Source organism: Blastococcus sp. CT_GayMR20 (genome assembly GCF_004570345.1).
This window is the reverse complement of the sequence record NZ_SPQM01000017.1, coordinates 15,756-42,754: the sequence shown is the minus strand read 5'-3', so window position 1 is coordinate 42,754 and position 26,999 is coordinate 15,756. Positions and strand designations below refer to the sequence as shown.

The window sequence follows — 26,999 nt, the reverse complement described above, 5'->3', positions numbered from 1 at the left end:
CCTCAGCGGGTGCGGCGCAGGAGGGCCATGAACATGGCGTCCGTGCCGTGCCGGTGCGGCCACAGCTGGCCGTAGTCGCCGCGCGCGATGTCGGGCACCTCGGGGAACAGGGGCGCCACCGGCAGCACCTCGACGTCGTCCCGCGCCGCGGCGGCGTCCACCACGGCCACCGTCTCCGCGGTGTGCGGCGAGCAGGTCACGTAGGCCACGACACCGCCCACCCGCACGGACCCGACCGCGCTGTCCAGCAGGGCGGTCTGCAGCGCCACCAGGGGCGCGACGTCGTCCGCCGTCCGCCGCCAGCGCACCTCGGGCCGACGGCGCAGCGCCCCGAGACCGGTGCACGGCGCGTCGAGCAGCACCCGGTCGAACGATCCCGGTGCCCACGGCGGGGCGGTCCCGTCGGCGGCGAGGACCTCGACGTCGTCCTCGCCGGCGAGGGCCTTCCGCACCAGCTCGGCACGGTGCGGTGCGCGGTCCGCCGCCGTCAGCCGCACGCCACCGGGCCGGACGGCGGCCAACAGCCCGGACTTGCCGCCCGGACCGGCGCACATGTCCAGCCACGCGCCGTCCCTCCCCTCCAGGGGCGCGCGGGCGAGGAGCAGGGCGGCGAGCTGGCTGCCCTCGTCCTGCACGGCGGCGGCGCCCGAGCGCACCGACGGCAGCCGGCCGGGGTCACCCCCCGGCAGCCGGACGGCGAACGGCGACCAGGGGCCGGGCTCCCCGCCCGACTCCTCGATCAGCGCCGCACGGTCGACACGACGGGCGACGAGGTGCACCTCGGGCGCGGCGTCGTCGGCGAGCAGCGCGGGCTCGAGCTCGCCGTCTCCGCCGAGGGCGTCCCGCCATGCGTCGACGATCCACCGCGGGTGGTTGGTCGCCAGCGCGAGCCGTTCCTCGCCGTCGCCGCCGAGGGACGCCAGCCACCGGGCGCGGTCGCCGCCGGTGGCGACCTTGCGGAGCACCGCGTTGACGAGCCCGGACGCTCCCGTTCCCACGATGGCGCGGGTGAGGTCGACGGTGGTGTCCACGGCCGCGTGCGAGGGCACCCGGAGGTCGATGAGCTGGTAGGCGCCCAGCCGGAGCAGGTCCAGCACCCGCGGGTCCAGCTCAGCCAGCGGCCGGGACACGAGGCCGGTCAGGATCGCGTCGAGCGTCCCCTGGGCGCGCAGCGTCCCGTAGGCGAGCTGGGTCGCGAACGCGGCGTCGCGCTCCTCGAGCTGCCGCTCGCGCAGCAGCTGCGGGAGGAGCAGGTTCGCGTACGCGGCGCGCGAGGACACACCGTCGAGGACGTCGTAGGCGGTCAGCCGGGCGCCGTCGAGCACCGGACGCCGGGTCGCCGGGTGCCGTCGCCGTCCCGGGCCGGACCTGCCCGGCCGGCGGGGCGGGGGGCTCACGTGCCGACCCGCTCGCCCGGCTGCGGACGGGCGCCGCGGGCCCAGTCGGCGGCCGGGAGCATCCGCTTGCCCGCCGGCTGGACCGCGCCGAGCGCCACCACCCCGTTCCCGGTGCCCACGAGGACGGACCCGGAGTCGACCGCCAGCTCCCCGGGGGCCAGCGGCGACGGACCAGGGCGGGATTCGACAGGGCCGACACGCAGCCGGTCGCCGCGCCACGTCGTCCAGGCACCCGGAGCCGGGGTCACCCCGCGGATCCGCCGGTCGACGACGTGGCCCGGGAGCTGCCAGTCGACGCGGGCGTCGGCGGTCTCGATGCGCGGCGCCAGGCTGATCCCCTCGGCCGGCTGCGGTTCGGCGACCAGGCTGCCGTCGGCGATCCCGTCGAGCGTGGCGACCAGCAGCCCGGCACCGCTCACGGCGAGGCGGCCCAATAGGTCACCGGCGGTGTCCCGCGGGCTGATCACCTCGGTCACCGTGCCGAAGACGGGCCCGGTGTCGAGCCCGGCCTCCAGGCGGAACGTGGATGCGCCGGTGATCTCGTCGCCGGCCATGATCGCGTGCTGCACCGGGGCGGCTCCCCGCCAGGCCGGCAGCAGCGAGAAGTGCAGGTTCACCCACCCGTGCCGCGGCAGGTCGAGCGCGGCCTGCGGCACCAGCGCGCCGTAGGCGACGACGGGCGCGCAGTCCACGTCGAGGGCGGCCAGCTGCTCGAGGAACTCCGGGTCGCGGGGCGACCGCGGCTGCAGCACCGGGAGCCCGGCGGCGTCCGCCCGCTCGGCCACGGGCGACCGGCTGGCCGACCGGCCGCGACCGGAGCGGGCGTCGGGCCGGGTGAGGACGGCGACCACCTCGTGGCGCGAGGCCAGCAGCGCCTCCAGCGCGACGACCGCGGGTGCCGGCGTGCCGGCGAACAGGAGCCTCAGTGCGGGCTCGCCTTCACGACCGGGGCGGGCACCGGCAGGTACTCCGCCATCCCTGCCCACTCGGCCTCCTCCAGCGCGGCCAGGGCGGCGGCGCGCGCGTCGGCGTCCAACCGGTCGACGAACAGGACGCCGTCCAGGTGGTCGGTCTCGTGCTGGATCGCCCGCGCGAGCATCTCGGAGCCTTCGACCCGCACCGGGTCGCCGTGCATGTTCCAACCGCTGGCCACGACGTGCAGGTGGCGGCGGCAGTCCCAGCGGTAGCCGGGGATGGACAGGCAGCCCTCGGGCCCCTCCTCCGTCTCCTCGCCCGCCGGCGCGACGTCGGGGTTGATCAGGTGGCCGACCTCGCCGTCGACGTACCAGGTGAAGACACGCAGGCCGACGCCGATCTGCGGCGCCGCCAGGCCGGCGCCGCCCGCGGCGAACATCGTCTCGGTGAGGTCGCCGACCAGCCGGCGCAGCTCGGCGTCGAAGTCGACGACCGGAGCCGCGGGGGTGCGCAGCACCGGGTCGCCGAACAGCCGGATGGGGGTCACGCTCACCGGTCGATCGTAGAAGGCGCCCGGATCGGGCACCCGGCCCCCGCGTCGGCCCCGCTGCAGGACCCGTCGCGAGCGCGCGAGCGGCGGGAGCAGAGGGGCCCTTCATCAGACGAGGTCGAGCGGGTCGAGCTGCACGCGGACGTGCTCGGCCACCTTCTTGGCGCTGCGCACGCCCTGTACCTCGCCGAGCGCGGATGCCAGCGCGGCCCCCTGCGCCCGGGGCACCCGGACGAGGTAGCGCTCCCGCTCGCCGTCCTGGCCCGGCCGTGGCTGCTCGGGCACCGGGCCGAGCAGGTCGGCCCCGTCGGGCAGCCGCAGGGCGGCCAGGAAGTCCGCGAGGGCCGCGGGCGATCCGGACACCGCGGCGATGCGCGTGGCGGGCGGGAAGCCGAGTTCGCGCCGGTCGGCGAGCTCGCGCTCGGCCAGCCACGCGGGATCCCACCGGACCAGCGCCTGGACGACGGGGTGCGCGGCGTCGGCCGCCACGATCACGGAGCCGCCGGCCGCGGCGGGCCGCACGAGGGCCGCCGCGTTCATCCACCGGCGCAGCGTCTCCTCCCCCGCGCGCAGGTCGGCACGCCCGAGCAGCGCCCATGAGTCGAGGAGCAGCGCCGCCCCGTACCCGCCCTCGGCGACCGGCTCGGCCCCCGGCGTGGCGACGACCAGCGACGGGCCGCCGGGGACCGTGGCCAGCACCCCCGTCGTGCTGCCCGAGGTGCGGACGGTCGCCCCGGGGAAGGCGCGCGCCAGCTCCTCGGCCGTCCGCGACTCCCCGATCACGGCGGCGCGCAGCTTCGTCCCGTGGCAGTGCGGGCAGTCGAAGGTGGCCGCGGGACGCGCGCACCAGCGGCACGCGGGGATGCGCGCACCACCCGGACCGGGGCGCGGCGAGATGCCCAGCGGTCCCGAGCAGTGGGCGCACCGCGCCGGCGCGCGGCAGCGGGCACAGGACAGCGACGGCACGTAGCCGCGCCGGGGCACCTGCACCAGCACCGGCGCGCCACCGGCGAGCGCCTTCCGGGCGGTCTCGTGCGCCAGCGAGGGCAGCCGCGCCGACCGGGCGGCCGGGTCGCGGGCCAGCTCGAAGTCGTCGCCGAGCGCCTGCACCCGGGGCGCGGCCGAGCGGAGCACCGCGCGGTCGGCCACCAGCTCGTGCGCCCAGCCGGACTCGATCAGCAGCGCCGCCTCGGCCGTGCGGGCGGTCCCCGCGACGACGGCGGCGCAGTTGTCCAGCCAGGCGCGCTGGACCAGGACGTCGCGGACGTGCGGATAGGGCGCGTGCTCGTCGGAGTGCAGGTCGTCGCCGTCGTCCCAGACGGCCACCAGGCCGAGGTCGCGCACGGGCGCGAACATCGCCGAGCGGGTGCCCAGCACCACCTGGGCCGCTCCGCGTGAGGCGGCGAGGAACTGCCGGTAGCGCTTCTCGGGCGAGTCGTCGGCGCGCAGCACCGTGTACGAGTGCTCGGGCAGCAGCCGGGCGGCGGCTGCCGCCAGCCGGTCGAGGTCGCGGCCGTCGGGGACGACGACGAGCGATCCGCGGCGCCCGGAGAGGGTCGCGCGGCAGAGCTCGACGAGCCGCGCCGGCCAGTCCTCGCCCGGCAGCGCCGTCCAGACCGCGCGCGCCGGGCGCCCCTCGGCCAGGGCGGTCAGCAGTGCCGGACCGGCGACGTACCGGCCGAAACCGGTGGGGTCCGGCGGGTCGGGCAGCACCTCGGGCGTCGGCGTCGGCCGCTTCTCCGCGGCCGCCCGCCGCGGCGGCAGGGCCAGCCGGAGGACGTCGCCCATCGTTCCCGCGTACCGGTCGGCGACCACCCGGGCCAGCCGGGCCACCTGCGGGGTGAGGACGGGCTCCCCCGACGGGACGTGCGACAGCGGCAGGAGGGTGCCGCCGAAGTCGGTCGCGTCGTCCAGGGAGAGCACGAACCCGTCGAGCAGCTGGCCGCTGAACCGGACCCGGACCCGGCAGCCGGCCTGCACCGTGTCGGCGAACTTCTCCGGGACGGCGTAGTCGAACGGCCGGTCGAGGTGCGCCAGAGGCACATCGACGGCGACCCGGGCCACCCGCGGGCGGCTCGGGTCGCCGGGTGGAGCGGGGGTGGTCAGCGCGTCAGGCGCCGACAGCAGCGCGGAGCGCGTCGACCCGATCCAGGCGCTCCCAGGGCAGCTCGACGTCGGTCCGGCCGAAGTGGCCGTAGGCCGCCGTCGGTGCGTAGATCGGCCGCAGCAGGTCCAGGTCGCGCACGATCGCGCCGGGGCGCAGGTCGAACACGGTGCTGATGGCCTTCTCGAGGACGTCGTCGGCCACGGTGCCGGTGCCGAACGTCTCGACGAACAGGCCGACCGGGTGGGCGGCGCCGATCGCGTAGGCCACCTGCACCTCGCAGCGGCGGGCGAGCCCCGCAGCGACGACGTTCTTCGCCACCCAGCGCATCGCGTAGGCACCCGAGCGGTCGACCTTCGACGGGTCCTTGCCGGAGAACGCGCCGCCACCGTGGCGGGCCATGCCGCCGTAGGTGTCGACGATGATCTTGCGGCCGGTCAGGCCGGCGTCACCCATCGGGCCGCCGATCACGAACTTGCCGGTCGGGTTGACCAGCAGGCGGTAGCCCTCGGTCGGCAGGCCGAGGGCGGCCAGCTCCGGCTCGACGACGAGCTCCTGGATGTCGGGGGCGAGGAGCTGCTCGATCGAGATGTCCTCGGCGTGCTGGGAGGAGACGACCACGGTGTCGACGGCGACCGGCTGGTCGTCCTCGTAGACCACGGTGACCTGGGTCTTGCCGTCGGGCCGCAGGTACGGCACCGATCCGTCCTTGCGGACGGCGGACAGCCGGCGCGCGAGGCGGTGGGCCAGCGCGATCGGCAGCGGCATGAGCTCGGGCGTCTCGTCGGTCGCGTACCCGAACATCAGGCCCTGGTCACCGGCACCCTGGCGGGAGATCTCGTCCTCGTCGGTGTGCGTGCGCGCCTCGAAGGCGGTGTCGACGCCCTGGGCGATGTCGGGCGACTGGGCGCCGATCGACACGCTCACCCCGCACGAGGCGCCGTCGAAGCCCTTGCGCGAGGAGTCGTAGCCGATGCGCAGGACCGTGTCGCGGACGATCGTGGCGATGTCGACGTAGCCGGCTGTCGTGACCTCGCCCGCGATGTGCACCTGGCCGGTGGTGATCATCGTCTCCACGGCGACGCGGCTGCGCGGGTCCTGCGCGAGCATGGCGTCGAGGATCGAGTCGCTGATCTGGTCGGCGATCTTGTCCGGGTGGCCCTCGGTGACCGACTCGGAGGTGAAGAGACGGCGTGGCACTCGGTACTCCCTGGGATAGATCTTCGGTGGAGAGTCGCAGACCGGTGGTGCACGGCCTCGCGTGAACGCTACCGGCTGGGCCGACGGGGCCGCGGTGCCACCCGGTCCGGCGCCCTCACGGGAGCCGGGGGACGACGCTCGTCCAGATGCCCGCGGCGACGGCGTCCTTGCTGCCGTGGGGCACCTCGGTGGCCGGACCGTCGGCGGTGAGGACGACGACGGTGTTCTCCGCCCGGCCGAAGACCTGCCCGCCGGAGACGTCGTTGACGACGAGGACGTCGCATCCCTTGCGCGCGAGCTTCGCCCGCGCGTGGGTGAGCACGTCGGCGTCCTCGTCGCCGGTCTCGGCCGCGAAGCCGACGACCAGCTGACCCGGCGCCCGCTTCGTGACCAGCTCGGCCAGGACGTCGGGATTGCGGACGAGCGGCACCGAGCTGGGCTCCGACGTGGACCCCTTCTTCAGCTTCGACGCGGCCACGCTCTCGGGGCGGAAGTCGGCGACCGCAGCGGCCATGACCACTACGTCGGGAGCCACTCCCCCGCCCGTCCCGGCCTCGGCGACCATCGCGTCGCGCAGCTCCTCCGCCGTCCCGACCGGGAGGACGCGCACCCCGAACGGTGCCGGTGCGTCGACGTTCGCGGCGACCAGGGTGACGTCGGCGCCGCGGGCGGCGGCGACCCGGGCCAGCGCCCAGCCCTGCTTGCCCGAGGAGCGGTTGCCCAGGTAGCGGACCGGGTCCAGCGGCTCGCGGGTGCCACCGGCGCTGATGAGCACCCGGCGGCCGGCGAGGTCGGGCGCGAGGGCGGCGGCACCGGAGGAGAGGACGACCAGCGACAGCGCGGCGATGTCGGCGGGCTCGGGCAGCCGCCCCGGGCCGGAGTCGGGGCCGGTGAGGCGGCCGACGGCCGGCGGGAGGACGACGGCGCCGCGGCGGCGCAGCGTGGCCACGTTCTCCTGCGTCGCGGGGTGCAGCCACATCTCGGTGTGCATCGCGGGCACGAACACGACCGGGCAGGACGCCGTCAGCAGCGTCGCCGTGAGGAGGTCGTCCGCACGGCCCATGGCGGCCCGGGCGAGGAGGTCGGCGGTGGCCGGGGCGACGACGACCAGGTCGGCGGCCTGCCCGATGCGCACGTGCGCGACCTCGGGGACGTCGGACCACACGTCGGTGGTCACCGGGTTGCCGGAGAGCGCCTCGAAGGTGGCCGCGCCGACGAAGTGCAGCGCCCCGGGCGTCGGGACGACGCGGACGTCGTGCCCGGCCTCGGTGAACGCGCGCAGCACGAAGGCGGCCTTGTACGCGGCCACTCCCCCGCTCACGCCCAGCACGATCGACGACACGGTGCTCATCCTCCCAATACGAGAACGCACCCGGCAGCAGCTGCCGGGTGCGTTCTCATCAGTCTGGGTGCCCCCTGCCCGGGGCAGCCGGCTCAGTTCTCGCCGGCGGTGTGGGTCAGCAGGCCCTCGTTGATCTCGCGCAGCGCGATCGAGAGGGGCTTCTCCTGGGGGGCGGTGTCGACCAGCGGGCCGACGTACTCCAGCAGGCCCTCGGAGAGCTGGCTGTAGTAGGCGTTGATCTGGCGGGCGCGCTTGGCGGCGAAGATGACCAGGCCGTACTTGCTGCTGGTGCGCTCGAGCAGCTCGTCGATCGGCGGGTTGGTGATGCCCTCGGGGGCAGGTGCGACTCCGGACACGGGCGGGCGTGCTCCTCATTCGATGGTGGGAGTGAGCGGCCGGCGGCGGCCACCGGCGGTGCTCTCACTCGTGGGCGCGGCTCTCCCGGAACAGACCGGGCGAGGGCGCAGTCAGCAAGCCTACCAACTCATCGGCGGCCCGGGCCACGTCGTCGTTGACCACCACCACGTCGAACTCGCCCGCGGCGTCGAGCTCGGCCTGGGCGAGGGCCAGCCGGCGTTCCTGCACGGCGGGCGGTTCGGAGCCGCGACCGGCCAGCCGGCTCACCAGCGCCCCCCACGACGGAGGCGCGAGGAAGACCAGCTGCGCCTGGGGATCGCGGGTCCGCACCTGGCGCGCGCCCTGCAGCTCGATCTCCAGCAGCGCGGGCTCCCCGGTGGCCAGCCGGGCGCGGAGCGGGCCGAGCGGTGTCCCGTACCGGTTCCCCGCGTACTCGGCCCACTCCAGCAGCCCGTCGTTGGCGACGAGCCGGTCGAACTCGGCGTCGTCCACGAACCAGTAGTGCTCGCCGTCCCGTTCGCCCGGGCGGGGGCGACGAGTGGTCACCGACACCGACACCCACACGCCGGGGTGGCGTCGCCGGACCTCGGCCACGACCGTCCCCTTGCCGACCCCGGAGGGGCCGGAGAGCACGGTGAGCCGAGCCGGTGTTGCTGAGACCACTCGTCGTCCTCGTCCGCTCGATCGTGCCGAGCCGGCTCAGCTGACCTTGTCGCCGCTGAACTCGGCCTCCAGCGCCTTGCGCTGGTTGGCGCCCAGACCGCGCACCCGGCGGGTGGGCGAGATCTCCAGGCGCTCCATGATCTTCGCAGCACGGGCCTTGCCCACGCCGGGGAGGGACTCGAGCACCGCGGAGACGCGCATCTTCCCGATGACCTCGTCGGTCTCGCCCTGCTTGAGGACGTCGCCGACGGTGGCGCCCTTGCTCTTCAGGCGCTCGCGCAGTTCGGCGCGCGCCTTACGTGCAGCCGCGGCCTTCTCGAGGGCAGCGGCCCGTTGTTCCGGGGACAGGTCGGGCAGGGGCATGGCAGACCCAATCGTTCGTTCGCCGGCCGTGATTCGACCGGCGGCGTTGTTCTGGACTTGTCGGGAAGAGCTCACTTCTGAGCCTCACGGCCAACCTAGTTCCCGGCAAATCCGCTGGTCACGCGCCCTCTGCGCGGATTCACGTCGATTGTTCGATCCTGCCCCTCACCGCGCGTTCCCGCTACGCGGTGACGTTCCGTCATCACCCCAGGTCAGCATGCGTGGCGCGCCCGGCCGGGGAACTGAGGGGCGCGCAACCCGGTGGCGGACGTCTTTCACGACACGCCGGAGAGCCGTTGTCAGGGGACGCGCGGGGTGCCCGCCCGGCGTCCGAACAGCCAGCCGGCCAGACCGGCGAGGACCAGCAGGCCGAGCACCAGCAGGCCCGCTCCGAGGAGGTGGGTGCCGGTCCACAGCACCGCTCCGTCGAGGCCGAGCACCAGCTCGCTCCGGTACGCCTCGTCCCCAGCCGGCAGGGGCTGGTAGCTGCCGCTGTAGGCGGTCCAGCCGGCGTCGCCCGGCTGGTCGGCGACCCAGAACACCGTGCTGCCCGCCGCGACGAGCACCCAGCCGAGGGCGCCGACCAGGAGGGGCGCCCGCGTCATCCCGCCAGCTCCGCCGTCCACCGGTCCGCAGCGGCCCGCAGGGCGGCGACGTCGGGACCGGCGGCCAGCACATCCCGGGAGACCGTCGGGACGACGGCACGGTCCGTGCCGAAGAGCCGCCGGAGGTCGGCGACCGAGCCGCCCTGCGCACCGAGACCCGGCGCGAGGATCGGGCCGCCGAGGCCGTCCAGGTCGACGTCCAGGTCGCGCAGCGTCGCCCCGACCACCACCCCGAACGAGCCCGTCGTGGGGCCGAACCGGCTCGCGACGTCGCGGACGGCGGCGAGGTCGGGCAGGGGGTCGCCGATCACCCAGCCGGGGGTGTTCCAGCCCCGCACGGTGTCCACCACGACCTGGGCGACCGACCGCTCTCCCACGAGGGCGTGCTGGAGGGTGCCCGCGTCGGGGTTCGACGTCCGTGCGAGCACGAACAGCCCACCCCCGCAGAGCCGGGCGGTGTCGACGGCCGGCTGCAGCGAGCCCGGCCCGAGGTAGGGGCTCACCGTCATCGCGTCGACGGCGAGCGGGTGCTCGGGCCGGAGGTAGTCGGCGTAGGCGTCCATCGTCGAGCCGATGTCGCCGCGCTTGGCGTCGAGCAGGACCAGCGCACCGGCCGCACGGGCCCCGCCCACGGCGTCCTCGAGGACGGCCAGCCCCCGCGACCCGTGCCGCTCGTAGAACGCCAGCTGCGGCTTGAGGACGGCGACCGATCCGGCGAGTGCGTCGACCACGGCGTCGGTGAACCGGGCGAGACCGTCCGGGTCGTCGGACAGCCCCCACGTCGCCAGCAGCGGCGGGTGCGGGTCGATGCCGACGCACAGCCGGCCGCGGGCGGCGACGGCGTCGGCGAGGCGCTCTCCGAACGGTGTGATCATCGGTGCGCGTACCCCACGGCCTCGGTGAGGGAGGCGAAGCCCCGCTCCCCCAGCGCGAGGGCCAGCTCGCCGTGGATCCGGCCCGGCGCAGAGGGGTCGTTGAAGACCGCCGTCCCCACCGAGACGGCCGACGCGCCGGCCAGGACGAACTGGAGGGCGTCCAGCCCGCTGCGGATGCCACCCATCCCGAGGATGGGGACCTGCGGCAGGGCCTGGTGCGCCTGCCAGACGCAGCGCAGCGCCACCGGGCGGATCGCCGGGCCGGAGAGCCCGCCGGTCACCCCGCCGAGGACCGGCCGCATCGTGCCGGGATCGATGACCAGCCCGAGCAGGGTGTTGATCATCGACAGCCCGTCGGCGCCGGCGTCGGTCACCGCGCGGGCGATGCTCACGATGTCGGTGACGTCGGGGCTGAGCTTGGCGTAGACGGGGTGCGCCGGGTCCGCAGCGGCCCGGACGGCGCTGATGACGTCGGAGGCGGCGGCGGGGTCGCAGGCGAACACCTCGCCCCGGCTCTCCACGTTCGGGCAGCTGATGTTCACCTCGAGGCCGAGGACGCCCGGGACGCCGCGCAGGCGGGTGGCGAGCTCGGCGAAGTCCTCCACGCGGGTACCGGCGATGGAGACGAAGGTCCGGGCTCCCCGCTCGGCCAGCCAGGGCAGGTCCTCGGCCAGCAGCCCGTCGATCCCCGGGCCCTGCAGGCCGATCGAGTTGAGCATGCCGCTCGGCGTCTCGGCCATGCGCGGGGTCGGCCGTCCGGAGCGCGGCCGCAGCTGCACCGACTTGGTGACCACGGCGCCGAGCGCGGTGAGGTCGACGAACGGCTCGAGCTCCTGCCCGAACGCCGAGCAGCCGGAGGCGGTCAGGACCGGGCCGGGGATCTCGACGGACCCGAGCGACGTCCGCATGTCCACGGCGGTGTCGACGGCGGTCATGGCGCCACCACTCCCATCGCATCGGCGCCGACGACGTCCCAGGGCAGCATGCCGACGTCGTCGAAGCGCACCCGGTCGCCGCCGAAGACCGGCCCCTCGGTGCACGACCGGGAGAACCGGGTCCGGCCGTCGGCGCCGACGATCGGCAGCACGCAGGTCATGCAGACCCCGATGGCGCAGGCCATCGACTCCTCCACGGCGACGTAGGACGGGATCCCGCGCGCAGTGGCCGCGTCGGCCACCGCCCGCAGCATCGGCATCGGCCCGCACGCGTAGACCACGGCGGCGTCGGGCAGCAGCTCGTCGACGGCGAGGGTCACCAGCCCGCGGCGGCCGGAGCTGCCGTCGTCCGTCGTGACCTCGACCCGCGTGGCGATGCCGGTGAGCTCTTGGACCGAGCAGAGCCGGTCGGCCCCCGCGGCACCCGCGACGACGTCGACCTCGGAGCCGAGCGCCCGCAACTGCGCGGCGAGGCCGACGAGCGCCGCGGCCCCGTACCCGCCGCCGACGAGCAGCGCGCGGGCGCCGGGCGGGGCCGGGGGGAACGGCCGGCCGAGCGGGCCGACGACGTCCACGCTGTCGCCGGGCCGCCGTTCGGTGAGCCAGGTCGAGCCGGGGCCGGCGGCGGACACGACCACGGTGACCACGCCCTCGTCGGCCGTGCTGATCGCGATCGACCGGCGCAGGAGCAGTGCGGAGGTCCCGCCGCCGATCGCGAACGCCACGAACTGACCCGGTTCGGCCCGTTCCGCGATCTCCGGGGCGGCCAGTGAGAGCTCGACGTAGGCGTCCACCTCGCGGCGGCCGACGACCTCCACCACCCGCTGCACCGGCGGCCGCGCCGCGCGCGGGGCAGGCTCGGTCAGCAGCCCGCTCACGCGTCCCCCCGGGAGGCCGCCAGGGCGGCGTGCACCTCCTGCAGGCTGCGGACGCCGATGTCGCCCCGGCGCAGCGACTCGATGCCCTGGACCGCGGCGGCCATGCCCTGCACGGTGGTGATGCAGGGGATGCCGGCGGCGACGGCGGCCGTGCGGATCTCGTACCCGTCGAGGCGGGGCCCGCTGTTGCCCGGCGATCCGAAGGGCGTGTTGACCACGATGTCGACGTCCCCGGCCAGGATCTTCTCCACCACGTTGCCGGGCCCGTCGCTGAACTTGCCGACCACCTCGCAGTGCACCCCGTTCCGCCGCAGCACCTGGGCGGTGCCCACCGTCGCGAGCACCCGGAAGCCGAGGTCGGCCAGCCGCTTGATGGGGAAGACGGCCGAGCGCTTGTCGCGGTTGGCCAGCGACACGAAGACCGTGCCCTCGGTGGGCAGGGAGCCGTATGCGGCCGCCTGCGACTTGGCGAACGCCCGGCCGAACTCCGAGTCGAGGCCCATGACCTCACCCGTGGACTTCATCTCCGGCGAGAGCACCGTGTCGACGCCGTGGCCCTCCACGGTGCGGAACCGGTGGAAGGGCAGGACCGCCTCCTTCACCGCGATGGGGGCGTTCTCGGGCAGGTCCGTGCCGTCCCCCGTCGCTGGCAGGACGCCGGCCTTCCGCAGGTCGGCGACCGTCTCGCCGACCGCGATCCGGGCCGCGGCCTTGGCCAGTTGGACGGCGGTCGCTTTCGAGACGAACGGCACGGTGCGGCTGGCCCGCGGGTTGGCCTCGATCACGTAGAGGATGTCGTCCTTGATCGCGTACTGGACGTTCATCAGCCCGCGCACGCCGATGCGGGCGGCCAGCTTCTCCGTCGCCGCCCGGATCTTCAGCAGGTCGGCCGAGCCGAGCGTGATCGGCGGGAGGGCGCAGGCCGAGTCGCCGGAGTGGATCCCTGCCTCCTCGATGTGCTCCATGACGCCGCCGAGGTAGAGATCGGTGCCGTCGAAGAGCGCGTCGACGTCGATCTCGACGGCGTCCTCCAGGAACCGGTCGACCAGTACCGGATGGGCGGCGCTCAGTTCGGTCGCCTTGGCGATGTATGCCTCCAGGGTGGCCTCGTCGTAGACGATCTCCATCCCTCGGCCGCCGAGGACGTAGGACGGCCGGGCCAGGACCGGGTAGCCGATCGAGGTCGCGATCTGACGGGCCTCGGCGAACGTCGTCGCCGTGCCGTGCTTCGGCGCCGTCAGCCCTGTGTCGTGCAGGACCCGGGAGAACGCTCCGCGGTGCTCCGCGTCGTCGATGGCCTCGGGCGACGTGCCGAGCACCGGCACCCCTGCGTCCTTGAGCCGCTGCGCCAGGCCCAGCGGCGTCTGGCCGCCGAGGGTGCAGATGACCCCGGCGACCGGTCCGGCGGCACGCTCGGCCTCGACGACCTCCAGGACGTCCTCGAAGGTGAGCGGCTCGAAGTAGAGCCGGTCGGCGGTGTCGTAGTCGGTCGAGACGGTCTCGGGGTTGCAGTTGACCATCACCGCCTCGTAGCCGGCGTCCTGCAGGGCCATGACGGCGTGCACGCAGGAGTAGTCGAACTCGATGCCCTGCCCGATCCGGTTCGGCCCCGAGCCGAGGATCAGCACCGCTTCCTTCTCCCGCGGCTGCACCTCGTTCTCCTCGTCGTACGAGGAGTAGTGGTAGGGCGTGGTCGCGGCGAACTCGGCAGCGCAGGTGTCGACGGTCTTGTAGACCGGCCGGATCCCCAGCCGCCAGCGCAGCGCCCGGACGCCGTCCTCGCCGGCGAGCTCGGGCCGCAGGGCGGCGATCTGGCGGTCGGAGAGGCCGTGCCGCTTGCCACGGCGCAGCAGCTCCGGCGTGAGGGACGGGGCGTCGCGGATCTCGGCACCGACCTCGGCGATCAGCGCGATCTGGTCGACGAACCATGAGTCGAAACCACTTGCCGCCGCGACGTCCTCGACCGTGGCGCCGGCGGCCAGCGCCCGTTCGGCGAGGTAGAGCCGGCCGTCCACCGGGACGCGCAGCGCCTCGAGCAGTTCATCGGCCGAGCGCTCGTCCGCTGCACCGGTCCAGAAGCCGGCGACCTTGGTCTCGGTGGAGCGCATCGCCTTGCCGAGGGCCTCGGCGAAGTTCCTGCCCATCGACATGATCTCCCCGACGCTCTTCATCGTCGTCGTCAGCCGCGGGTCCGCGCCGGGGAACTTCTCGAAGGCGAACCGCGGGATCTTGACGACGACGTAGTCCAGCGTCGGCTCGAAGGCGGCCGGGGTGACGCCGGTGATGTCGTTGGTGATCTCGTCGAGGGTGTAGCCGATGGCCAGCTTCGCGGCGATCTTGGCGATCGGGAAGCCGGTGGCCTTGGACGCCAGCGCTGACGACCGGGAGACCCGCGGGTTCATCTCGATGACGACCAGCCGCCCGGTCTCCGGGTGGACGGCGAACTGGATGTTGCAGCCGCCCGTGTCCACGCCGACCGCCCGCAGCACCGCGATGCCGACGTCACGCATCTGCTGGTACTCGCGGTCGGTGAGGGTCATGGCCGGCGCGACGGTCACCGAGTCGCCGGTGTGCACACCCATCGCGTCGATGTTCTCGATCGAGCAGATGACGACCACGTTGTCACTGCGGTCCCGCATGAGCTCGAGCTCGTACTCCTTCCAGCCGAGGACCGACTCCTCGATCAGGACGGTGTGCACCGAGGAGGTCGGCTATCCCGTCGTCATCCGGCCCAGCTTCACCATGGGCGGGCTCGGCTCGGGCATCGCGACCGACGAGCCGATGCTCCGTCGCATGGCCGCCCACGGCCTGGCCGACTCCCCGGTGCACACCGTCCTGATCGAGGAGTCGGTCCTCGGCTGGAAGGAGTACGAGCTCGAGCTCATGCGGGACCGCAGTGACAACGTGGTCGTCATCTGCTCGATCGAGAACATCGACGCGATGGGTGTGCACACCGGCGACTCGGTGACCGTCGCGCCGGCCATGACCCTCACCGACCGCGAGTACCAGCAGATGCGTGACGTCGGCATCGCGGTGCTGCGGGCGGTCGGCGTGGACACGGGCGGCTGCAACATCCAGTTCGCCGTCCACCCGGAGACCGGGCGGCTGGTCGTCATCGAGATGAACCCGCGGGTCTCCCGGTCGTCAGCGCTGGCGTCCAAGGCCACCGGCTTCCCGATCGCCAAGATCGCCGCGAAGCTGGCCATCGGCTACACCCTCGACGAGATCACCAACGACATCACCGGCGTCACCCCGGCCGCCTTCGAGCCGACGCTGGACTACGTCGTCGTCAAGATCCCGCGGTTCGCCTTCGAGAAGTTCCCCGGCGCGGACCCGCGGCTGACGACGACGATGAAGAGCGTCGGGGAGATCATGTCGATGGGCAGGAACTTCGCCGAGGCCCTCGGCAAGGCGATGCGCTCCACCGAGACCAAGGTCGCCGGCTTCTGGACCGGTGCAGCGGACGAGCGCTCGGCCGATGAACTGCTCGAGGCGCTGCGCGTCCCGGTGGACGGCCGGCTCTACCTCGCCGAACGGGCGCTGGCCGCCGGCGCCACGGTCGAGGACGTCGCGGCGGCAAGTGGTTTCGACTCATGGTTCGTCGACCAGATCGCGCTGATCGCCGAGGTCGGTGCCGAGATCCGCGACGCCCCGTCCCTCACGCCGGAGCTGCTGCGCCGTGGCAAGCGGCACGGCCTCTCCGACCGCCAGATCGCCGCCCTGCGGCCCGAGCTCGCCGGCGAGGACGGCGTCCGGGCGCTGCGCTGGCGGCTGGGGATCCGGCCGGTCTACAAGACCGTCGACACCTGCGCTGCCGAGTTCGCCGCGACCACGCCCTACCACTACTCCTCGTACGACGAGGAGAACGAGGTGCAGCCGCGGGAGAAGGAAGCGGTGCTGATCCTCGGCTCGGGGCCGAACCGGATCGGGCAGGGCATCGAGTTCGACTACTCCTGCGTGCACGCCGTCATGGCCCTGCAGGACGCCGGCTACGAGGCGGTGATGGTCAACTGCAACCCCGAGACCGTCTCGACCGACTACGACACCGCCGACCGGCTCTACTTCGAGCCGCTCACCTTCGAGGACGTCCTGGAGGTCGTCGAGGCCGAGCGTGCCGCCGGACCGGTCGCCGGGGTCATCTGCACCCTCGGCGGCCAGACGCCGCTGGGCCTGGCGCAGCGGCTCAAGGACGCAGGGGTGCCGGTGCTCGGCACGTCGCCCGAGGCCATCGACGACGCGGAGCACCGCGGAGCGTTCTCCCGGGTCCTGCACGACACAGGGCTGACGGCGCCGAAGCACGGCACGGCGACGACGTTCGCCGAGGCCCGTCAGATCGCGACCTCGATCGGCTACCCGGTCCTGGCCCGGCCGTCCTACGTCCTCGGCGGCCGAGGGATGGAGATCGTCTACGACGAGGCCACCCTGGAGGCATACATCGCCAAGGCGACCGAACTGAGCGCCGCCCATCCGGTACTGGTCGACCGGTTCCTGGAGGACGCCGTCGAGATCGACGTCGACGCGCTCTTCGACGGCACCGATCTCTACCTCGGCGGCGTCATGGAGCACATCGAGGAGGCAGGGATCCACTCCGGCGACTCGGCCTGCGCCCTCCCGCCGATCACGCTCGGCTCGGCCGACCTGCTGAAGATCCGGGCGGCGACGGAGAAGCTGGCCGCCCGCATCGGCGTGCGCGGGCTGATGAACGTCCAGTACGCGATCAAGGACGACATCCTCTACGTGATCGAGGCCAACCCGCGGGCCAGCCGCACCGTGCCGTTCGTCTCGAAAGCGACCGCCGTCCAACTGGCCAAGGCCGCGGCCCGGATCGCGGTCGGCGAGACGGTCGCCGACCTGCGGAAGGCCGGCGTCCTGCCAGCGACGGGGGACGGCACGGACCTGCCCGAGAACGCCCCCATCGCGGTGAAGGAGGCGGTCCTGCCCTTCCACCGGTTCCGCACCGTGGAGGGCCACGGCGTCGACACGGTGCTCTCGCCGGAGATGAAGTCCACGGGTGAGGTCATGGGCCTCGACTCGGAGTTCGGCCGGGCGTTCGCCAAGTCGCAGGCGGCCGCATACGGCTCCCTGCCCACCGAGGGCACGGTCTTCGTGTCGCTGGCCAACCGCGACAAGCGCTCGGCCGTCTTCCCCATCAAGCGGCTGGCCGACCTCGGCTTCCGGGTGCTCGCGACGGTGGGCACCGCCCAGGTGCTGCGGCGGAACGGGGTGCACTGCGAGGTGGTCGGCAAGTTCAGCGACGGGCCCGGCAACGTGGTGGAGAAGATCCTGGCCGGGGACGTCGACATCGTGGTCAACACGCCCTTCGGATCGCCGGGCAACAGCGGGCCCCGCCTCGACGGGTACGAGATCCGCACGGCCGCCGTCGCCGCCGGCATCCCCTGCATCACCACCGTGCAGGGCATGGCCGCCGCGGTCCAGGGCATCGAGTCGCTGCGCCGGGGCGACATCGGCGTCCGCAGCCTGCAGGAGGTGCACGCCGCCCTGGCGGCCTCCCGGGGGGACGCGTGAGCGGGCTGCTGACCGAGCCTGCCCCGCGCGCGGCGCGGCCGCCGGTGCAGCGGGTGGTGGAGGTCGTCGGCCGCCGCGAGGTGGACGCCTACGTCGAGCTCTCACTGGCCGCCCCGGAGATCGCGGAACGGGCCGAACCGGGTCAGTTCGTGGCGTTCGCGATCGGCGGCGGGACCTCCGCACTGCTCCTGCGCCGGTCGATCGCGATCAGCACGGCCGACGAGGGCGTGGTCACCGTGGTCGTGTCCGCCGCCGGCCCCGGCTCGACCTGGCTCACCGAACGGCGGCCCGGCGACAGCGTGGACGTCGTCGGCCCGCTCGGCCGGCCGTTCCCCCCGGCCCCGCCCGGCGCCCGCGCGCTGCTCGTCGGCGGCGGGTACGGGGCCGCGGCGCTCGTCGGCCTCGCCGCGCAGTTGCGGGCGCTCGGCTCCGAGGTCGACGTCGTCGCGGGTGCCGCGGGGGCCGACCGGCTCTGCTCGGTCCAAGAGCTCACCGGCATCGCCACGCGGGTCGAGGTCACGACGGACGACGGCAGCTCCGGCCGCCGCGGGCTGGTGACCCTCGCCGTCGACGAGCTGCTGCCCGACGCCGCCGTGGTCTACGCGTGCGGGCCGATGCCGATGCTGCGGGCGGTGGCCGACGCGGCCACTGCGCGCGGGATCCCGTCCTACGTCGCCGTGGAGGAGTCGATGGCCTGCGCCATCGGGGTCTGCATGACCTGCGTGCTGCCGATCGTCGGCGCCGACGGCCGGACCCGGTTCTCCCGGTCGTGCACCGAGGGGCCGGTCTTCGGCGGCGACCGGGTGCGCTTCGACGACGTCGGCATGCTGCCCTGGGACGTCGTCGGCGCCGATGCGATGGGAGTGGTGGCGCCATGACCGCCGTCGACACCGCCGTGGACATGCGGACGTCGCTCGGGTCCGTCGAGATCCCCGGCCCGGTCCTGACCGCCTCCGGCTGCTCGGCGTTCGGGCAGGAGCTCGAGCCGTTCGTCGACCTCACCGCGCTCGGCGCCGTGGTCACCAAGTCGGTGCAGCTGCGGCCGCGCTCCGGACGGCCGACCCCGCGCATGGCCGAGACGCCGAGCGGCATGCTCAACTCGATCGGCCTGCAGGGCCCGGGGATCGACGGGCTGCTGGCCGAGGACCTGCCCTGGCTGGCCGAGCGGGGAGCCCGGACCTTCGTCTCCATCGCCGGTACCCGCGTGGAGGACTTCGCCGAGCTCGCCACCCGCCTGCGCGGCGTCCCGGGCGTCCTCGGCCTCGAGGTGAACATCAGCTGCCCGAACGTGGAGAGCCGGGGCGAGGTGTTCGCCTGCGACCCCGCCGCCGCCTCCGACGTCATCAGCGCCGTCCGGGCCGCTGCGGACCCGGCGCACCCCGTCTACGCCAAGCTCAGCCCCGACGTCACCGACATCGTGAGCATCGCCCGCGCGGTGACCGACGCCGGCGCCGACGGGCTGTCGATGATCAACACCCTGCTCGGGCTGGTCATCGATCCCGGCACGATGCGGCCGGTCCTCGGCGGGGTGACCGGCGGGCTCTCCGGCCCGGCGATCCGCCCGGTGGCGCTGCGCTGCGTCTGGCAGGCGCACCAGGCCCTGCCGCAGGTCCCCATCCTCGGGATGGGTGGCATCCGCAGCGGGCTGGACGCCCTCCAGTTCGTCCTGGCCGGCGCGTCGGCCGTCTCGGTGGGGACGGCGGTCTTCAACGACCCCTCTGCGCCGGGCCGGATCCACGGCGAGCTGGCCCTCGCGCTGGGGGAGCGGGGCTTCGCCTCCCTCACCGAGGCCGTGGGGTACGCGCACCGATGATCACACCGTTCGGAGAGCGCCTCGCCGACGCCGTCGCCGCCCGCGGCCGGCTGTGCGTCGGCATCGACCCGCACCCGCCGCTGCTGGCGACGTGGGGGCTGTCCGACGACCCGGACGGTCTCGCCCGGTTCACCGACGCCGTGGTCGACGCACTCGCCGGATCGGTCGCCGTCCTCAAGCCGCAGCTGGCGTTCTACGAGCGGCACGGGTCGCGGGGGCTGGCCGTCCTCGAGGACGCCGTGGGCGGGGCCCGTGCGGCCGGTGCGCTGGTCCTGCTCGACGCCAAGCGCGGCGACATCGGCTCGACGATGGACGCCTACGCCGACTACCTCCGGCCCGAGCACCCGCTCGCCGTCGACGCGATGACGGTGAGCCCCTACCTCGGGCCGGGCTCGCTGCAGCCGGCCGTCGACACCGCCCGGCTCTGCGGGGGTGGGCTGTTCGTGCTCGCACGGACGTCGAACCCCGACGCGGGCACCCTCCAGCACGCCCTCGTGGGAGAGCGGTCGGTCGCCCAGGTCGTGGTGGACACCGTGCGGGGCTGGAACACCCCCGGCTGGGTGATCGGCGACCCCCTGCCCGACCTCGCCGCCGTCCGCGACGTCGCGAGCCGGTTCGGCCCCACGACGGGCTCGTTCGGGGTGGTGGTCGGGGCGACGCTGCGCGACCTGGACGTCGACCTGGACGGCCTCGGCGGCCCGATCCTCGCGCCGGGTCTCGGTGCGCAGGGCGGCTCGGTCGCCGACCTCCGGCGGCTCTTCGGCACGGACCGTGCCGTCGTCCCGACGGTCTCCCGGGATGTGCTGGCCGCCGGTCCCGACGTCGCCGCCCTGCGGGCCGCTGCGGACCGGTGGACGGCGGAGCTGGCGGGATGACGCGGGCGCCCCTCCTGGTCGGCGCCCTCGGCTGGGTGCTCGTCGCGGCGGGCAGCACGGTGTTCTGGGTCGCCGACCAGCCGGGCGACGCCGGCTGGACCGCCTACAGCGGCAGCTACCAGCCCCTGCCGGCTGGGGACGAGGCGTACCGGAGCGAGCTGGTGCTCGGCCTCGACGGAGCGGTGCTGTGGACCGGCACCCACCTCCTCGGAGCGGGCCTGCTGGTGCTCGGCCTGCTGGTCCTCGCCGGTCTGGCCGGCTGGCTGTTCGGACGCCGGGCGGGCACCCCGCGCGTCCCCTGACAACGGCTCTCCGGCGTGTCGTGAAAGACGTCCGCCACCGGGTTGCGCGCCCCTCAGTTCCCCGGCCGGGCGCGCCACGCATGCTGACCTGGGGTGATGACGGAACGTCACCGCGTAGCGGGAACGCGCGGTGAGGGGCAGGATCGAACAATCGACGTGAATCCGCGCAGAGGGCGCGTGACCAGCGGATTTGCCGGGAACTAGGTTGGCCGTGAGGCTCAGAAGTGAGCTCTTCCCGACAAGTCCAGAACAACGCCGCCGGTCGAATCACGGCCGGCGAACGAACGATTGGGTCTGCCATGCCCCTGCCCGACCTGTCCCCGGAACAACGGGCCGCTGCCCTCGAGAAGGCCGCGGCTGCACGTAAGGCGCGCGCCGAACTGCGCGAGCGCCTGAAGAGCAAGGGCGCCACCGTCGGCGACGTCCTCAAGCAGGGCGAGACCGACGAGGTCATCGGGAAGATGCGCGTCTCCGCGGTGCTCGAGTCCCTCCCCGGCGTGGGCAAGGCCCGTGCTGCGAAGATCATGGAGCGCCTGGAGATCTCGCCCACCCGCCGGGTGCGCGGTCTGGGCGCCAACCAGCGCAAGGCGCTGGAGGCCGAGTTCAGCGGCGACAAGGTCAGCTGAGCCGGCTCGGCACGATCGAGCGGACGAGGACGACGAGTGGTCTCAGCAACACCGGCTCGGCTCACCGTGCTCTCCGGCCCCTCCGGGGTCGGCAAGGGGACGGTCGTGGCCGAGGTCCGGCGACGCCACCCCGGCGTGTGGGTGTCGGTGTCGGTGACCACTCGTCGCCCCCGCCCGGGCGAACGGGACGGCGAGCACTACTGGTTCGTGGACGACGCCGAGTTCGACCGGCTCGTCGCCAACGACGGGCTGCTGGAGTGGGCCGAGTACGCGGGGAACCGGTACGGGACACCGCTCGGCCCGCTCCGCGCCCGGCTGGCCACCGGGGAGCCCGCGCTGCTGGAGATCGAGCTGCAGGGCGCGCGCCAGGTGCGGACCCGCGATCCCCAGGCGCAGCTGGTCTTCCTCGCGCCTCCGTCGTGGGGGGCGCTGGTGAGCCGGCTGGCCGGTCGCGGCTCCGAACCGCCCGCCGTGCAGGAACGCCGGCTGGCCCTCGCCCAGGCCGAGCTCGACGCCGCGGGCGAGTTCGACGTGGTGGTGGTCAACGACGACGTGGCCCGGGCCGCCGATGAGTTGGTAGGCTTGCTGACTGCGCCCTCGCCCGGTCTGTTCCGGGAGAGCCGCGCCCACGAGTGAGAGCACCGCCGGTGGCCGCCGCCGGCCGCTCACTCCCACCATCGAATGAGGAGCACGCCCGCCCGTGTCCGGAGTCGCACCTGCCCCCGAGGGCATCACCAACCCGCCGATCGACGAGCTGCTCGAGCGCACCAGCAGCAAGTACGGCCTGGTCATCTTCGCCGCCAAGCGCGCCCGCCAGATCAACGCCTACTACAGCCAGCTCTCCGAGGGCCTGCTGGAGTACGTCGGCCCGCTGGTCGACACCGCCCCCCAGGAGAAGCCCCTCTCGATCGCGCTGCGCGAGATCAACGAGGGCCTGCTGACCCACACCGCCGGCGAGAACTGAGCCGGCTGCCCCGGGCAGGGGGCACCCAGACTGATGAGAACGCACCCGGCAGCTGCTGCCGGGTGCGTTCTCGTATTGGGAGGATGAGCACCGTGTCGTCGATCGTGCTGGGCGTGAGCGGGGGAGTGGCCGCGTACAAGGCCGCCTTCGTGCTGCGCGCGTTCACCGAGGCCGGGCACGACGTCCGCGTCGTCCCGACGCCCGGGGCGCTGCACTTCGTCGGCGCGGCCACCTTCGAGGCGCTCTCCGGCAACCCGGTGACCACCGACGTGTGGTCCGACGTCCCCGAGGTCGCGCACGTGCGCATCGGGCAGGCCGCCGACCTGGTCGTCGTCGCCCCGGCCACCGCCGACCTCCTCGCCCGGGCCGCCATGGGCCGTGCGGACGACCTCCTCACGGCGACGCTGCTGACGGCGTCCTGCCCGGTCGTGTTCGTGCCCGCGATGCACACCGAGATGTGGCTGCACCCCGCGACGCAGGAGAACGTGGCCACGCTGCGCCGCCGCGGCGCCGTCGTCCTCCCGCCGGCCGTCGGCCGCCTCACCGGCCCCGACTCCGGCCCGGGGCGGCTGCCCGAGCCCGCCGACATCGCCGCGCTGTCGCTGGTCGTCCTCTCCTCCGGTGCCGCCGCCCTCGCGCCCGACCTCGCCGGCCGCCGGGTGCTCATCAGCGCCGGTGGCACCCGCGAGCCGCTGGACCCGGTCCGCTACCTGGGCAACCGCTCCTCGGGCAAGCAGGGCTGGGCGCTGGCCCGGGTCGCCGCCGCCCGCGGCGCCGACGTCACCCTGGTCGCCGCGAACGTCGACGCACCGGCACCGTTCGGGGTGCGCGTCCTCCCGGTCGGGACGGCGGAGGAGCTGCGCGACGCGATGGTCGCCGAGGCCGGGACGGGCGGGGGAGTGGCTCCCGACGTAGTGGTCATGGCCGCTGCGGTCGCCGACTTCCGCCCCGAGAGCGTGGCCGCGTCGAAGCTGAAGAAGGGGTCCACGTCGGAGCCCAGCTCGGTGCCGCTCGTCCGCAATCCCGACGTCCTGGCCGAGCTGGTCACGAAGCGGGCGCCGGGTCAGCTGGTCGTCGGCTTCGCGGCCGAGACCGGCGACGAGGACGCCGACGTGCTCACCCACGCGCGGGCGAAGCTCGCGCGCAAGGGATGCGACGTCCTCGTCGTCAACGACGTCTCCGGCGGGCAGGTCTTCGGCCGGGCGGAGAACACCGTCGTCGTCCTCACCGCCGACGGTCCGGCCACCGAGGTGCCCCACGGCAGCAAGGACGCCGTCGCCGCGGGCATCTGGACGAGCGTCGTCCCCCGGCTCCCGTGAGGGCGCCGGACCGGGTGGCACCGCGGCCCCGTCGGCCCAGCCGGTAGCGTTCACGCGAGGCCGTGCACCACCGGTCTGCGACTCTCCACCGAAGATCTATCCCAGGGAGTACCGAGTGCCACGCCGTCTCTTCACCTCCGAGTCGGTCACCGAGGGCCACCCGGACAAGATCGCCGACCAGATCAGCGACTCGATCCTCGACGCCATGCTCGCGCAGGACCCGCGCAGCCGCGTCGCCGTGGAGACGATGATCACCACCGGCCAGGTGCACATCGCGGGCGAGGTCACGACAGCCGGCTACGTCGACATCGCCACGATCGTCCGCGACACGGTCCTGCGCATCGGCTACGACTCCTCGCGCAAGGGCTTCGACGGCGCCTCGTGCGGGGTGAGCGTGTCGATCGGCGCCCAGTCGCCCGACATCGCCCAGGGCGTCGACACCGCCTTCGAGGCGCGCACGCACACCGACGAGGACGAGATCTCCCGCCAGGGTGCCGGTGACCAGGGCCTGATGTTCGGGTACGCGACCGACGAGACGCCCGAGCTCATGCCGCTGCCGATCGCGCTGGCCCACCGCCTCGCGCGCCGGCTGTCCGCCGTCCGCAAGGACGGATCGGTGCCGTACCTGCGGCCCGACGGCAAGACCCAGGTCACCGTGGTCTACGAGGACGACCAGCCGGTCGCCGTCGACACCGTGGTCGTCTCCTCCCAGCACGCCGAGGACATCTCGATCGAGCAGCTCCTCGCCCCCGACATCCAGGAGCTCGTCGTCGAGCCGGAGCTGGCCGCCCTCGGCCTGCCGACCGAGGGCTACCGCCTGCTGGTCAACCCGACCGGCAAGTTCGTGATCGGCGGCCCGATGGGTGACGCCGGCCTGACCGGCCGCAAGATCATCGTCGACACCTACGGCGGCATGGCCCGCCACGGTGGCGGCGCGTTCTCCGGCAAGGACCCGTCGAAGGTCGACCGCTCGGGTGCCTACGCGATGCGCTGGGTGGCGAAGAACGTCGTCGCTGCGGGGCTCGCCCGCCGCTGCGAGGTGCAGGTGGCCTACGCGATCGGCGCCGCCCACCCGGTCGGCCTGTTCGTCGAGACGTTCGGCACCGGCACCGTGGCCGACGACGTCCTCGAGAAGGCCATCAGCACCGTGTTCGACCTGCGCCCCGGCGCGATCGTGCGCGACCTGGACCTGCTGCGGCCGATCTACGCACCGACGGCGGCCTACGGCCACTTCGGCCGGACCGACGTCGAGCTGCCCTGGGAGCGCCTGGATCGGGTCGACGCGCTCCGCGCTGCTGTCGGCGCCTGACGCGCTGACCACCCCCGCTCCACCCGGCGACCCGAGCCGCCCGCGGGTGGCCCGGGTCGCCGTCGATGTGCCTCTGGCGCACCTCGACCGGCCGTTCGACTACGCCGTCCCGGAGAAGTTCGCCGACACGGTGCAGGCCGGCTGCCGGGTCCGGGTCCGGTTCAGCGGCCAGCTGCTCGACGGGTTCGTGCTCTCCCTGGACGACGCGACCGACTTCGGCGGCACCCTCCTGCCGCTGTCGCACGTCCCGTCGGGGGAGCCCGTCCTCACCCCGCAGGTGGCCCGGCTGGCCCGGGTGGTCGCCGACCGGTACGCGGGAACGATGGGCGACGTCCTCCGGCTGGCCCTGCCGCCGCGGCGGGCGGCCGCGGAGAAGCGGCCGACGCCGACGCCCGAGGTGCTGCCCGACCCGCCGGACCCCACCGGTTTCGGCCGGTACGTCGCCGGTCCGGCACTGCTGACCGCCCTGGCCGAGGGGCGCCCGGCGCGCGCGGTCTGGACGGCGCTGCCGGGCGAGGACTGGCCGGCGCGGCTCGTCGAGCTCTGCCGCGCGACCCTCTCCGGGCGCCGCGGATCGCTCGTCGTCGTCCCCGACGGCCGCGACCTCGACCGGCTGGCGGCAGCCGCCGCCCGGCTGCTGCCCGAGCACTCGTACACGGTGCTGCGCGCCGACGACTCGCCCGAGAAGCGCTACCGGCAGTTCCTCGCCGCCTCACGCGGAGCGGCCCAGGTGGTGCTGGGCACCCGCTCGGCGATGTTCGCGCCCGTGCGCGACCTCGGCCTGGTGGCCGTCTGGGACGACGGCGACGACCTGCACTCCGACGAGCACGCGCCCTATCCGCACGTCCGCGACGTCCTGGTCCAGCGCGCCTGGCTGGACAACTGCGCCGCCGTCGTCGCGGGGACCGCCCGCACGGCCGAGGCGGCGCTGCTGATCGAGTCCGGCTGGGCGCACGAGCTGGTGGCCGACCGCGCGGTGCTCCGCTCGGCCGCGCCCCGGGTGCAGGCGCTCGGCGACGACTTCGAGCTGGCCCGCGACCCGGCCGCCCGGTCGGCGCGGCTGCCCTCGCTGGCGCACGAGACCGCCCGGAAGGCGCTCGCCGGTGGCGCGCCGGTGCTGGTGCAGGTGCCCCGGCGCGGCTACGTGCCGTCGCTGTCCTGTGCCCGCTGCCGCGCGCCGGCGCGGTGCGCCCACTGCTCGGGACCGCTGGGCATCTCGCCGCGCCCCGGTCCGGGTGGTGCGCGCATCCCCGCGTGCCGCTGGTGCGCGCGTCCCGCGGCCACCTTCGACTGCCCGCACTGCCACGGGACGAAGCTGCGCGCCGCCGTGATCGGGGAGTCGCGGACGGCCGAGGAGCTGGCGCGCGCCTTCCCCGGGGCGACCGTCCGCACCTCGGGCAGCACGACGGGGGTGCTGGCCACGGTCCCCGGCGGCCCGTCGCTGGTCGTCGCCACGCCGGGGGCCGAGCCGGTCGCCGAGGGCGGGTACGGGGCGGCGCTGCTCCTCGACTCATGGGCGCTGCTCGGGCGTGCCGACCTGCGCGCGGGGGAGGAGACGCTGCGCCGGTGGATGAACGCGGCGGCCCTCGTGCGGCCCGCCGCGGCCGGCGGCTCCGTGATCGTGGCGGCCGACGCCGCGCACCCCGTCGTCCAGGCGCTGGTCCGGTGGGATCCCGCGTGGCTGGCCGAGCGCGAGCTCGCCGACCGGCGCGAACTCGGCTTCCCGCCCGCCACGCGCATCGCCGCGGTGTCCGGATCGCCCGCGGCCCTCGCGGACTTCCTGGCCGCCCTGCGGCTGCCCGACGGGGCCGACCTGCTCGGCCCGGTGCCCGAGCAGCCACGGCCGGGCCAGGACGGCGAGCGGGAGCGCTACCTCGTCCGGGTGCCCCGGGCGCAGGGGGCCGCGCTGGCATCCGCGCTCGGCGAGGTACAGGGCGTGCGCAGCGCCAAGAAGGTGGCCGAGCACGTCCGCGTGCAGCTCGACCCGCTCGACCTCGTCTGATGAAGGGCCCCTCTGCTCCCGCCGCTCGCGCGCTCGCGACGGGTCCTGCAGCGGGGCCGACGCGGGGGCCGGGTGCCCG

At 74.4% G+C, this 26,999-nt stretch carries 25 protein-coding genes; 11 read left to right on the top strand and 14 right to left on the bottom strand.

Annotated features, from left to right (window positions below):
- Positions 1-2: 2 nt before the first annotated feature.
- The 14 genes from E4P40_RS06850 to carB (E4P40_RS06785) all read right to left on the bottom strand — a co-directional run bounded on the left by E4P40_RS06850 (position 3) and on the right by carB (E4P40_RS06785) (position 14,883).
- Positions 3-1,397, bottom strand: a complete 1,395-nt coding sequence (locus E4P40_RS06850) for a transcription antitermination factor NusB (RefSeq protein ID WP_135158088.1) — start codon at positions 1,395-1,397, stop codon at positions 3-5.
- Complete coding sequence (fmt, locus tag E4P40_RS06845; protein WP_245160175.1) at positions 1,394-2,383, bottom strand: methionyl-tRNA formyltransferase; 990 nt, start codon at positions 2,381-2,383, stop codon at positions 1,394-1,396. Before fmt ends, E4P40_RS06850 begins: the two co-directional genes overlap by 4 nt.
- Positions 2,320-2,865: a peptide deformylase gene (gene def, locus E4P40_RS06840; RefSeq protein ID WP_135158089.1), complete on the bottom strand. Its 546-nt coding sequence runs from the start codon at positions 2,863-2,865 to the stop codon at positions 2,320-2,322. The genes fmt and def overlap by 64 nt, the downstream gene beginning before the upstream one ends.
- 105 nt (positions 2,866-2,970) lie before the next feature.
- Entirely contained in the window at positions 2,971-4,926 is a 1,956-nt protein-coding gene (locus E4P40_RS06835; protein ID WP_135158090.1) for a primosomal protein N', read from the bottom strand.
- Between the two features lie 46 nt (positions 4,927-4,972).
- The gene (gene metK / locus E4P40_RS06830; RefSeq protein ID WP_135158091.1) at positions 4,973-6,166 is read right to left on the bottom strand and encodes a methionine adenosyltransferase; all 1,194 of its coding nucleotides are present in this window, start codon (positions 6,164-6,166) and stop codon (positions 4,973-4,975) included.
- A 115-nt stretch (positions 6,167-6,281) separates the two neighbouring features.
- Complete coding sequence (gene coaBC / locus E4P40_RS06825) at positions 6,282-7,517, bottom strand: bifunctional phosphopantothenoylcysteine decarboxylase/phosphopantothenate--cysteine ligase CoaBC (RefSeq protein WP_135158092.1); 1,236 nt, start codon at positions 7,515-7,517, stop codon at positions 6,282-6,284.
- 83 nt (positions 7,518-7,600) lie between these two features.
- Entirely contained in the window at positions 7,601-7,864 is a 264-nt protein-coding gene (gene rpoZ, locus E4P40_RS06820; RefSeq protein ID WP_012949163.1) for a DNA-directed RNA polymerase subunit omega, read from the bottom strand.
- 64 nt (positions 7,865-7,928) lie between these two features.
- Entirely contained in the window at positions 7,929-8,528 is a 600-nt protein-coding gene (gmk, locus tag E4P40_RS06815; RefSeq protein WP_135158093.1) for a guanylate kinase, read from the bottom strand.
- 36 nt (positions 8,529-8,564) lie between these two features.
- Positions 8,565-8,891, bottom strand: coding sequence for an integration host factor, actinobacterial type (gene mihF, locus E4P40_RS06810; protein ID WP_135158094.1), 327 nt, complete (start codon positions 8,889-8,891; stop codon positions 8,565-8,567).
- A gap of 299 nt (positions 8,892-9,190) precedes the next feature.
- On the bottom strand, positions 9,191-9,496 hold the full coding sequence (locus E4P40_RS06805; RefSeq protein ID WP_135158095.1) for a hypothetical protein: 306 nt from the start codon (positions 9,494-9,496) through the stop codon (positions 9,191-9,193).
- Complete coding sequence (gene pyrF, locus E4P40_RS06800) at positions 9,493-10,371, bottom strand: orotidine-5'-phosphate decarboxylase (RefSeq protein WP_209305213.1); 879 nt, start codon at positions 10,369-10,371, stop codon at positions 9,493-9,495. The genes E4P40_RS06805 and pyrF (E4P40_RS06800) overlap by 4 nt, the downstream gene beginning before the upstream one ends.
- On the bottom strand, positions 10,368-11,306 hold the full coding sequence (locus tag E4P40_RS06795) for a dihydroorotate dehydrogenase (RefSeq protein WP_135158096.1): 939 nt from the start codon (positions 11,304-11,306) through the stop codon (positions 10,368-10,370). The genes pyrF (E4P40_RS06800) and E4P40_RS06795 overlap by 4 nt, the downstream gene beginning before the upstream one ends.
- Complete coding sequence (locus E4P40_RS06790; protein ID WP_135158097.1) at positions 11,303-12,184, bottom strand: dihydroorotate dehydrogenase electron transfer subunit; 882 nt, start codon at positions 12,182-12,184, stop codon at positions 11,303-11,305. The genes E4P40_RS06795 and E4P40_RS06790 overlap by 4 nt, the downstream gene beginning before the upstream one ends.
- Positions 12,181-14,883, bottom strand: coding sequence for a carbamoyl-phosphate synthase large subunit (gene carB / locus E4P40_RS06785; protein ID WP_245160177.1), 2,703 nt, complete (start codon positions 14,881-14,883; stop codon positions 12,181-12,183). Before carB (E4P40_RS06785) ends, E4P40_RS06790 begins: the two co-directional genes overlap by 4 nt.
- Between carB (E4P40_RS06785) and carB (E4P40_RS06780) the strand changes: the two genes are divergently transcribed.
- The 11 genes from carB (E4P40_RS06780) to E4P40_RS06730 all read left to right on the top strand — a co-directional run bounded on the left by carB (E4P40_RS06780) (position 14,822) and on the right by E4P40_RS06730 (position 26,920).
- Positions 14,822-17,710 (top strand): carbamoyl-phosphate synthase large subunit, encoded by a 2,889-nt coding sequence (gene carB / locus E4P40_RS06780; RefSeq protein WP_245160176.1) that lies wholly within the window; start codon positions 14,822-14,824, stop codon positions 17,708-17,710. The two genes, carB (E4P40_RS06785) and carB (E4P40_RS06780), sit on opposite strands and share 62 nt — an antisense overlap.
- Positions 17,707-18,588 carry a dihydroorotate dehydrogenase electron transfer subunit gene (locus E4P40_RS06775; RefSeq protein WP_135158097.1) on the top strand — a complete coding sequence of 294 codons (882 nt, stop codon included), beginning with the start codon at positions 17,707-17,709 and terminating at the stop codon, positions 18,586-18,588. Before carB (E4P40_RS06780) ends, E4P40_RS06775 begins: the two co-directional genes overlap by 4 nt.
- On the top strand, positions 18,585-19,523 hold the full coding sequence (locus tag E4P40_RS06770; RefSeq protein WP_135158096.1) for a dihydroorotate dehydrogenase: 939 nt from the start codon (positions 18,585-18,587) through the stop codon (positions 19,521-19,523). Before E4P40_RS06775 ends, E4P40_RS06770 begins: the two co-directional genes overlap by 4 nt.
- Entirely contained in the window at positions 19,520-20,398 is an 879-nt protein-coding gene (gene pyrF, locus E4P40_RS06765) for an orotidine-5'-phosphate decarboxylase (protein ID WP_209305213.1), read from the top strand. The genes E4P40_RS06770 and pyrF (E4P40_RS06765) overlap by 4 nt, the downstream gene beginning before the upstream one ends.
- Complete coding sequence (locus E4P40_RS06760; RefSeq protein WP_135158095.1) at positions 20,395-20,700, top strand: hypothetical protein; 306 nt, start codon at positions 20,395-20,397, stop codon at positions 20,698-20,700. Before pyrF (E4P40_RS06765) ends, E4P40_RS06760 begins: the two co-directional genes overlap by 4 nt.
- 299 nt (positions 20,701-20,999) lie before the next feature.
- Positions 21,000-21,326, top strand: coding sequence for an integration host factor, actinobacterial type (gene mihF, locus E4P40_RS06755; protein ID WP_135158094.1), 327 nt, complete (start codon positions 21,000-21,002; stop codon positions 21,324-21,326).
- 36 nt (positions 21,327-21,362) lie between these two features.
- Positions 21,363-21,962, top strand: a complete 600-nt coding sequence (gene gmk / locus E4P40_RS06750) for a guanylate kinase (RefSeq protein ID WP_135158093.1) — start codon at positions 21,363-21,365, stop codon at positions 21,960-21,962.
- Between the two features lie 64 nt (positions 21,963-22,026).
- A complete protein-coding gene (rpoZ, locus tag E4P40_RS06745; RefSeq protein ID WP_012949163.1) occupies positions 22,027-22,290 on the top strand; it encodes a DNA-directed RNA polymerase subunit omega in 264 nt (87 codons plus the stop codon).
- 83 nt (positions 22,291-22,373) lie between these two features.
- Entirely contained in the window at positions 22,374-23,609 is a 1,236-nt protein-coding gene (gene coaBC, locus E4P40_RS06740; protein ID WP_135158092.1) for a bifunctional phosphopantothenoylcysteine decarboxylase/phosphopantothenate--cysteine ligase CoaBC, read from the top strand.
- Positions 23,610-23,724: 115 nt separating this feature from the next.
- Positions 23,725-24,918: a methionine adenosyltransferase gene (gene metK, locus E4P40_RS06735; RefSeq protein WP_135158091.1), complete on the top strand. Its 1,194-nt coding sequence runs from the start codon at positions 23,725-23,727 to the stop codon at positions 24,916-24,918.
- Between the two features lie 46 nt (positions 24,919-24,964).
- Positions 24,965-26,920 (top strand): primosomal protein N', encoded by a 1,956-nt coding sequence (locus E4P40_RS06730; RefSeq protein WP_135158090.1) that lies wholly within the window; start codon positions 24,965-24,967, stop codon positions 26,918-26,920.
- The last annotated feature ends 79 nt before the right edge of the window (positions 26,921-26,999 follow it).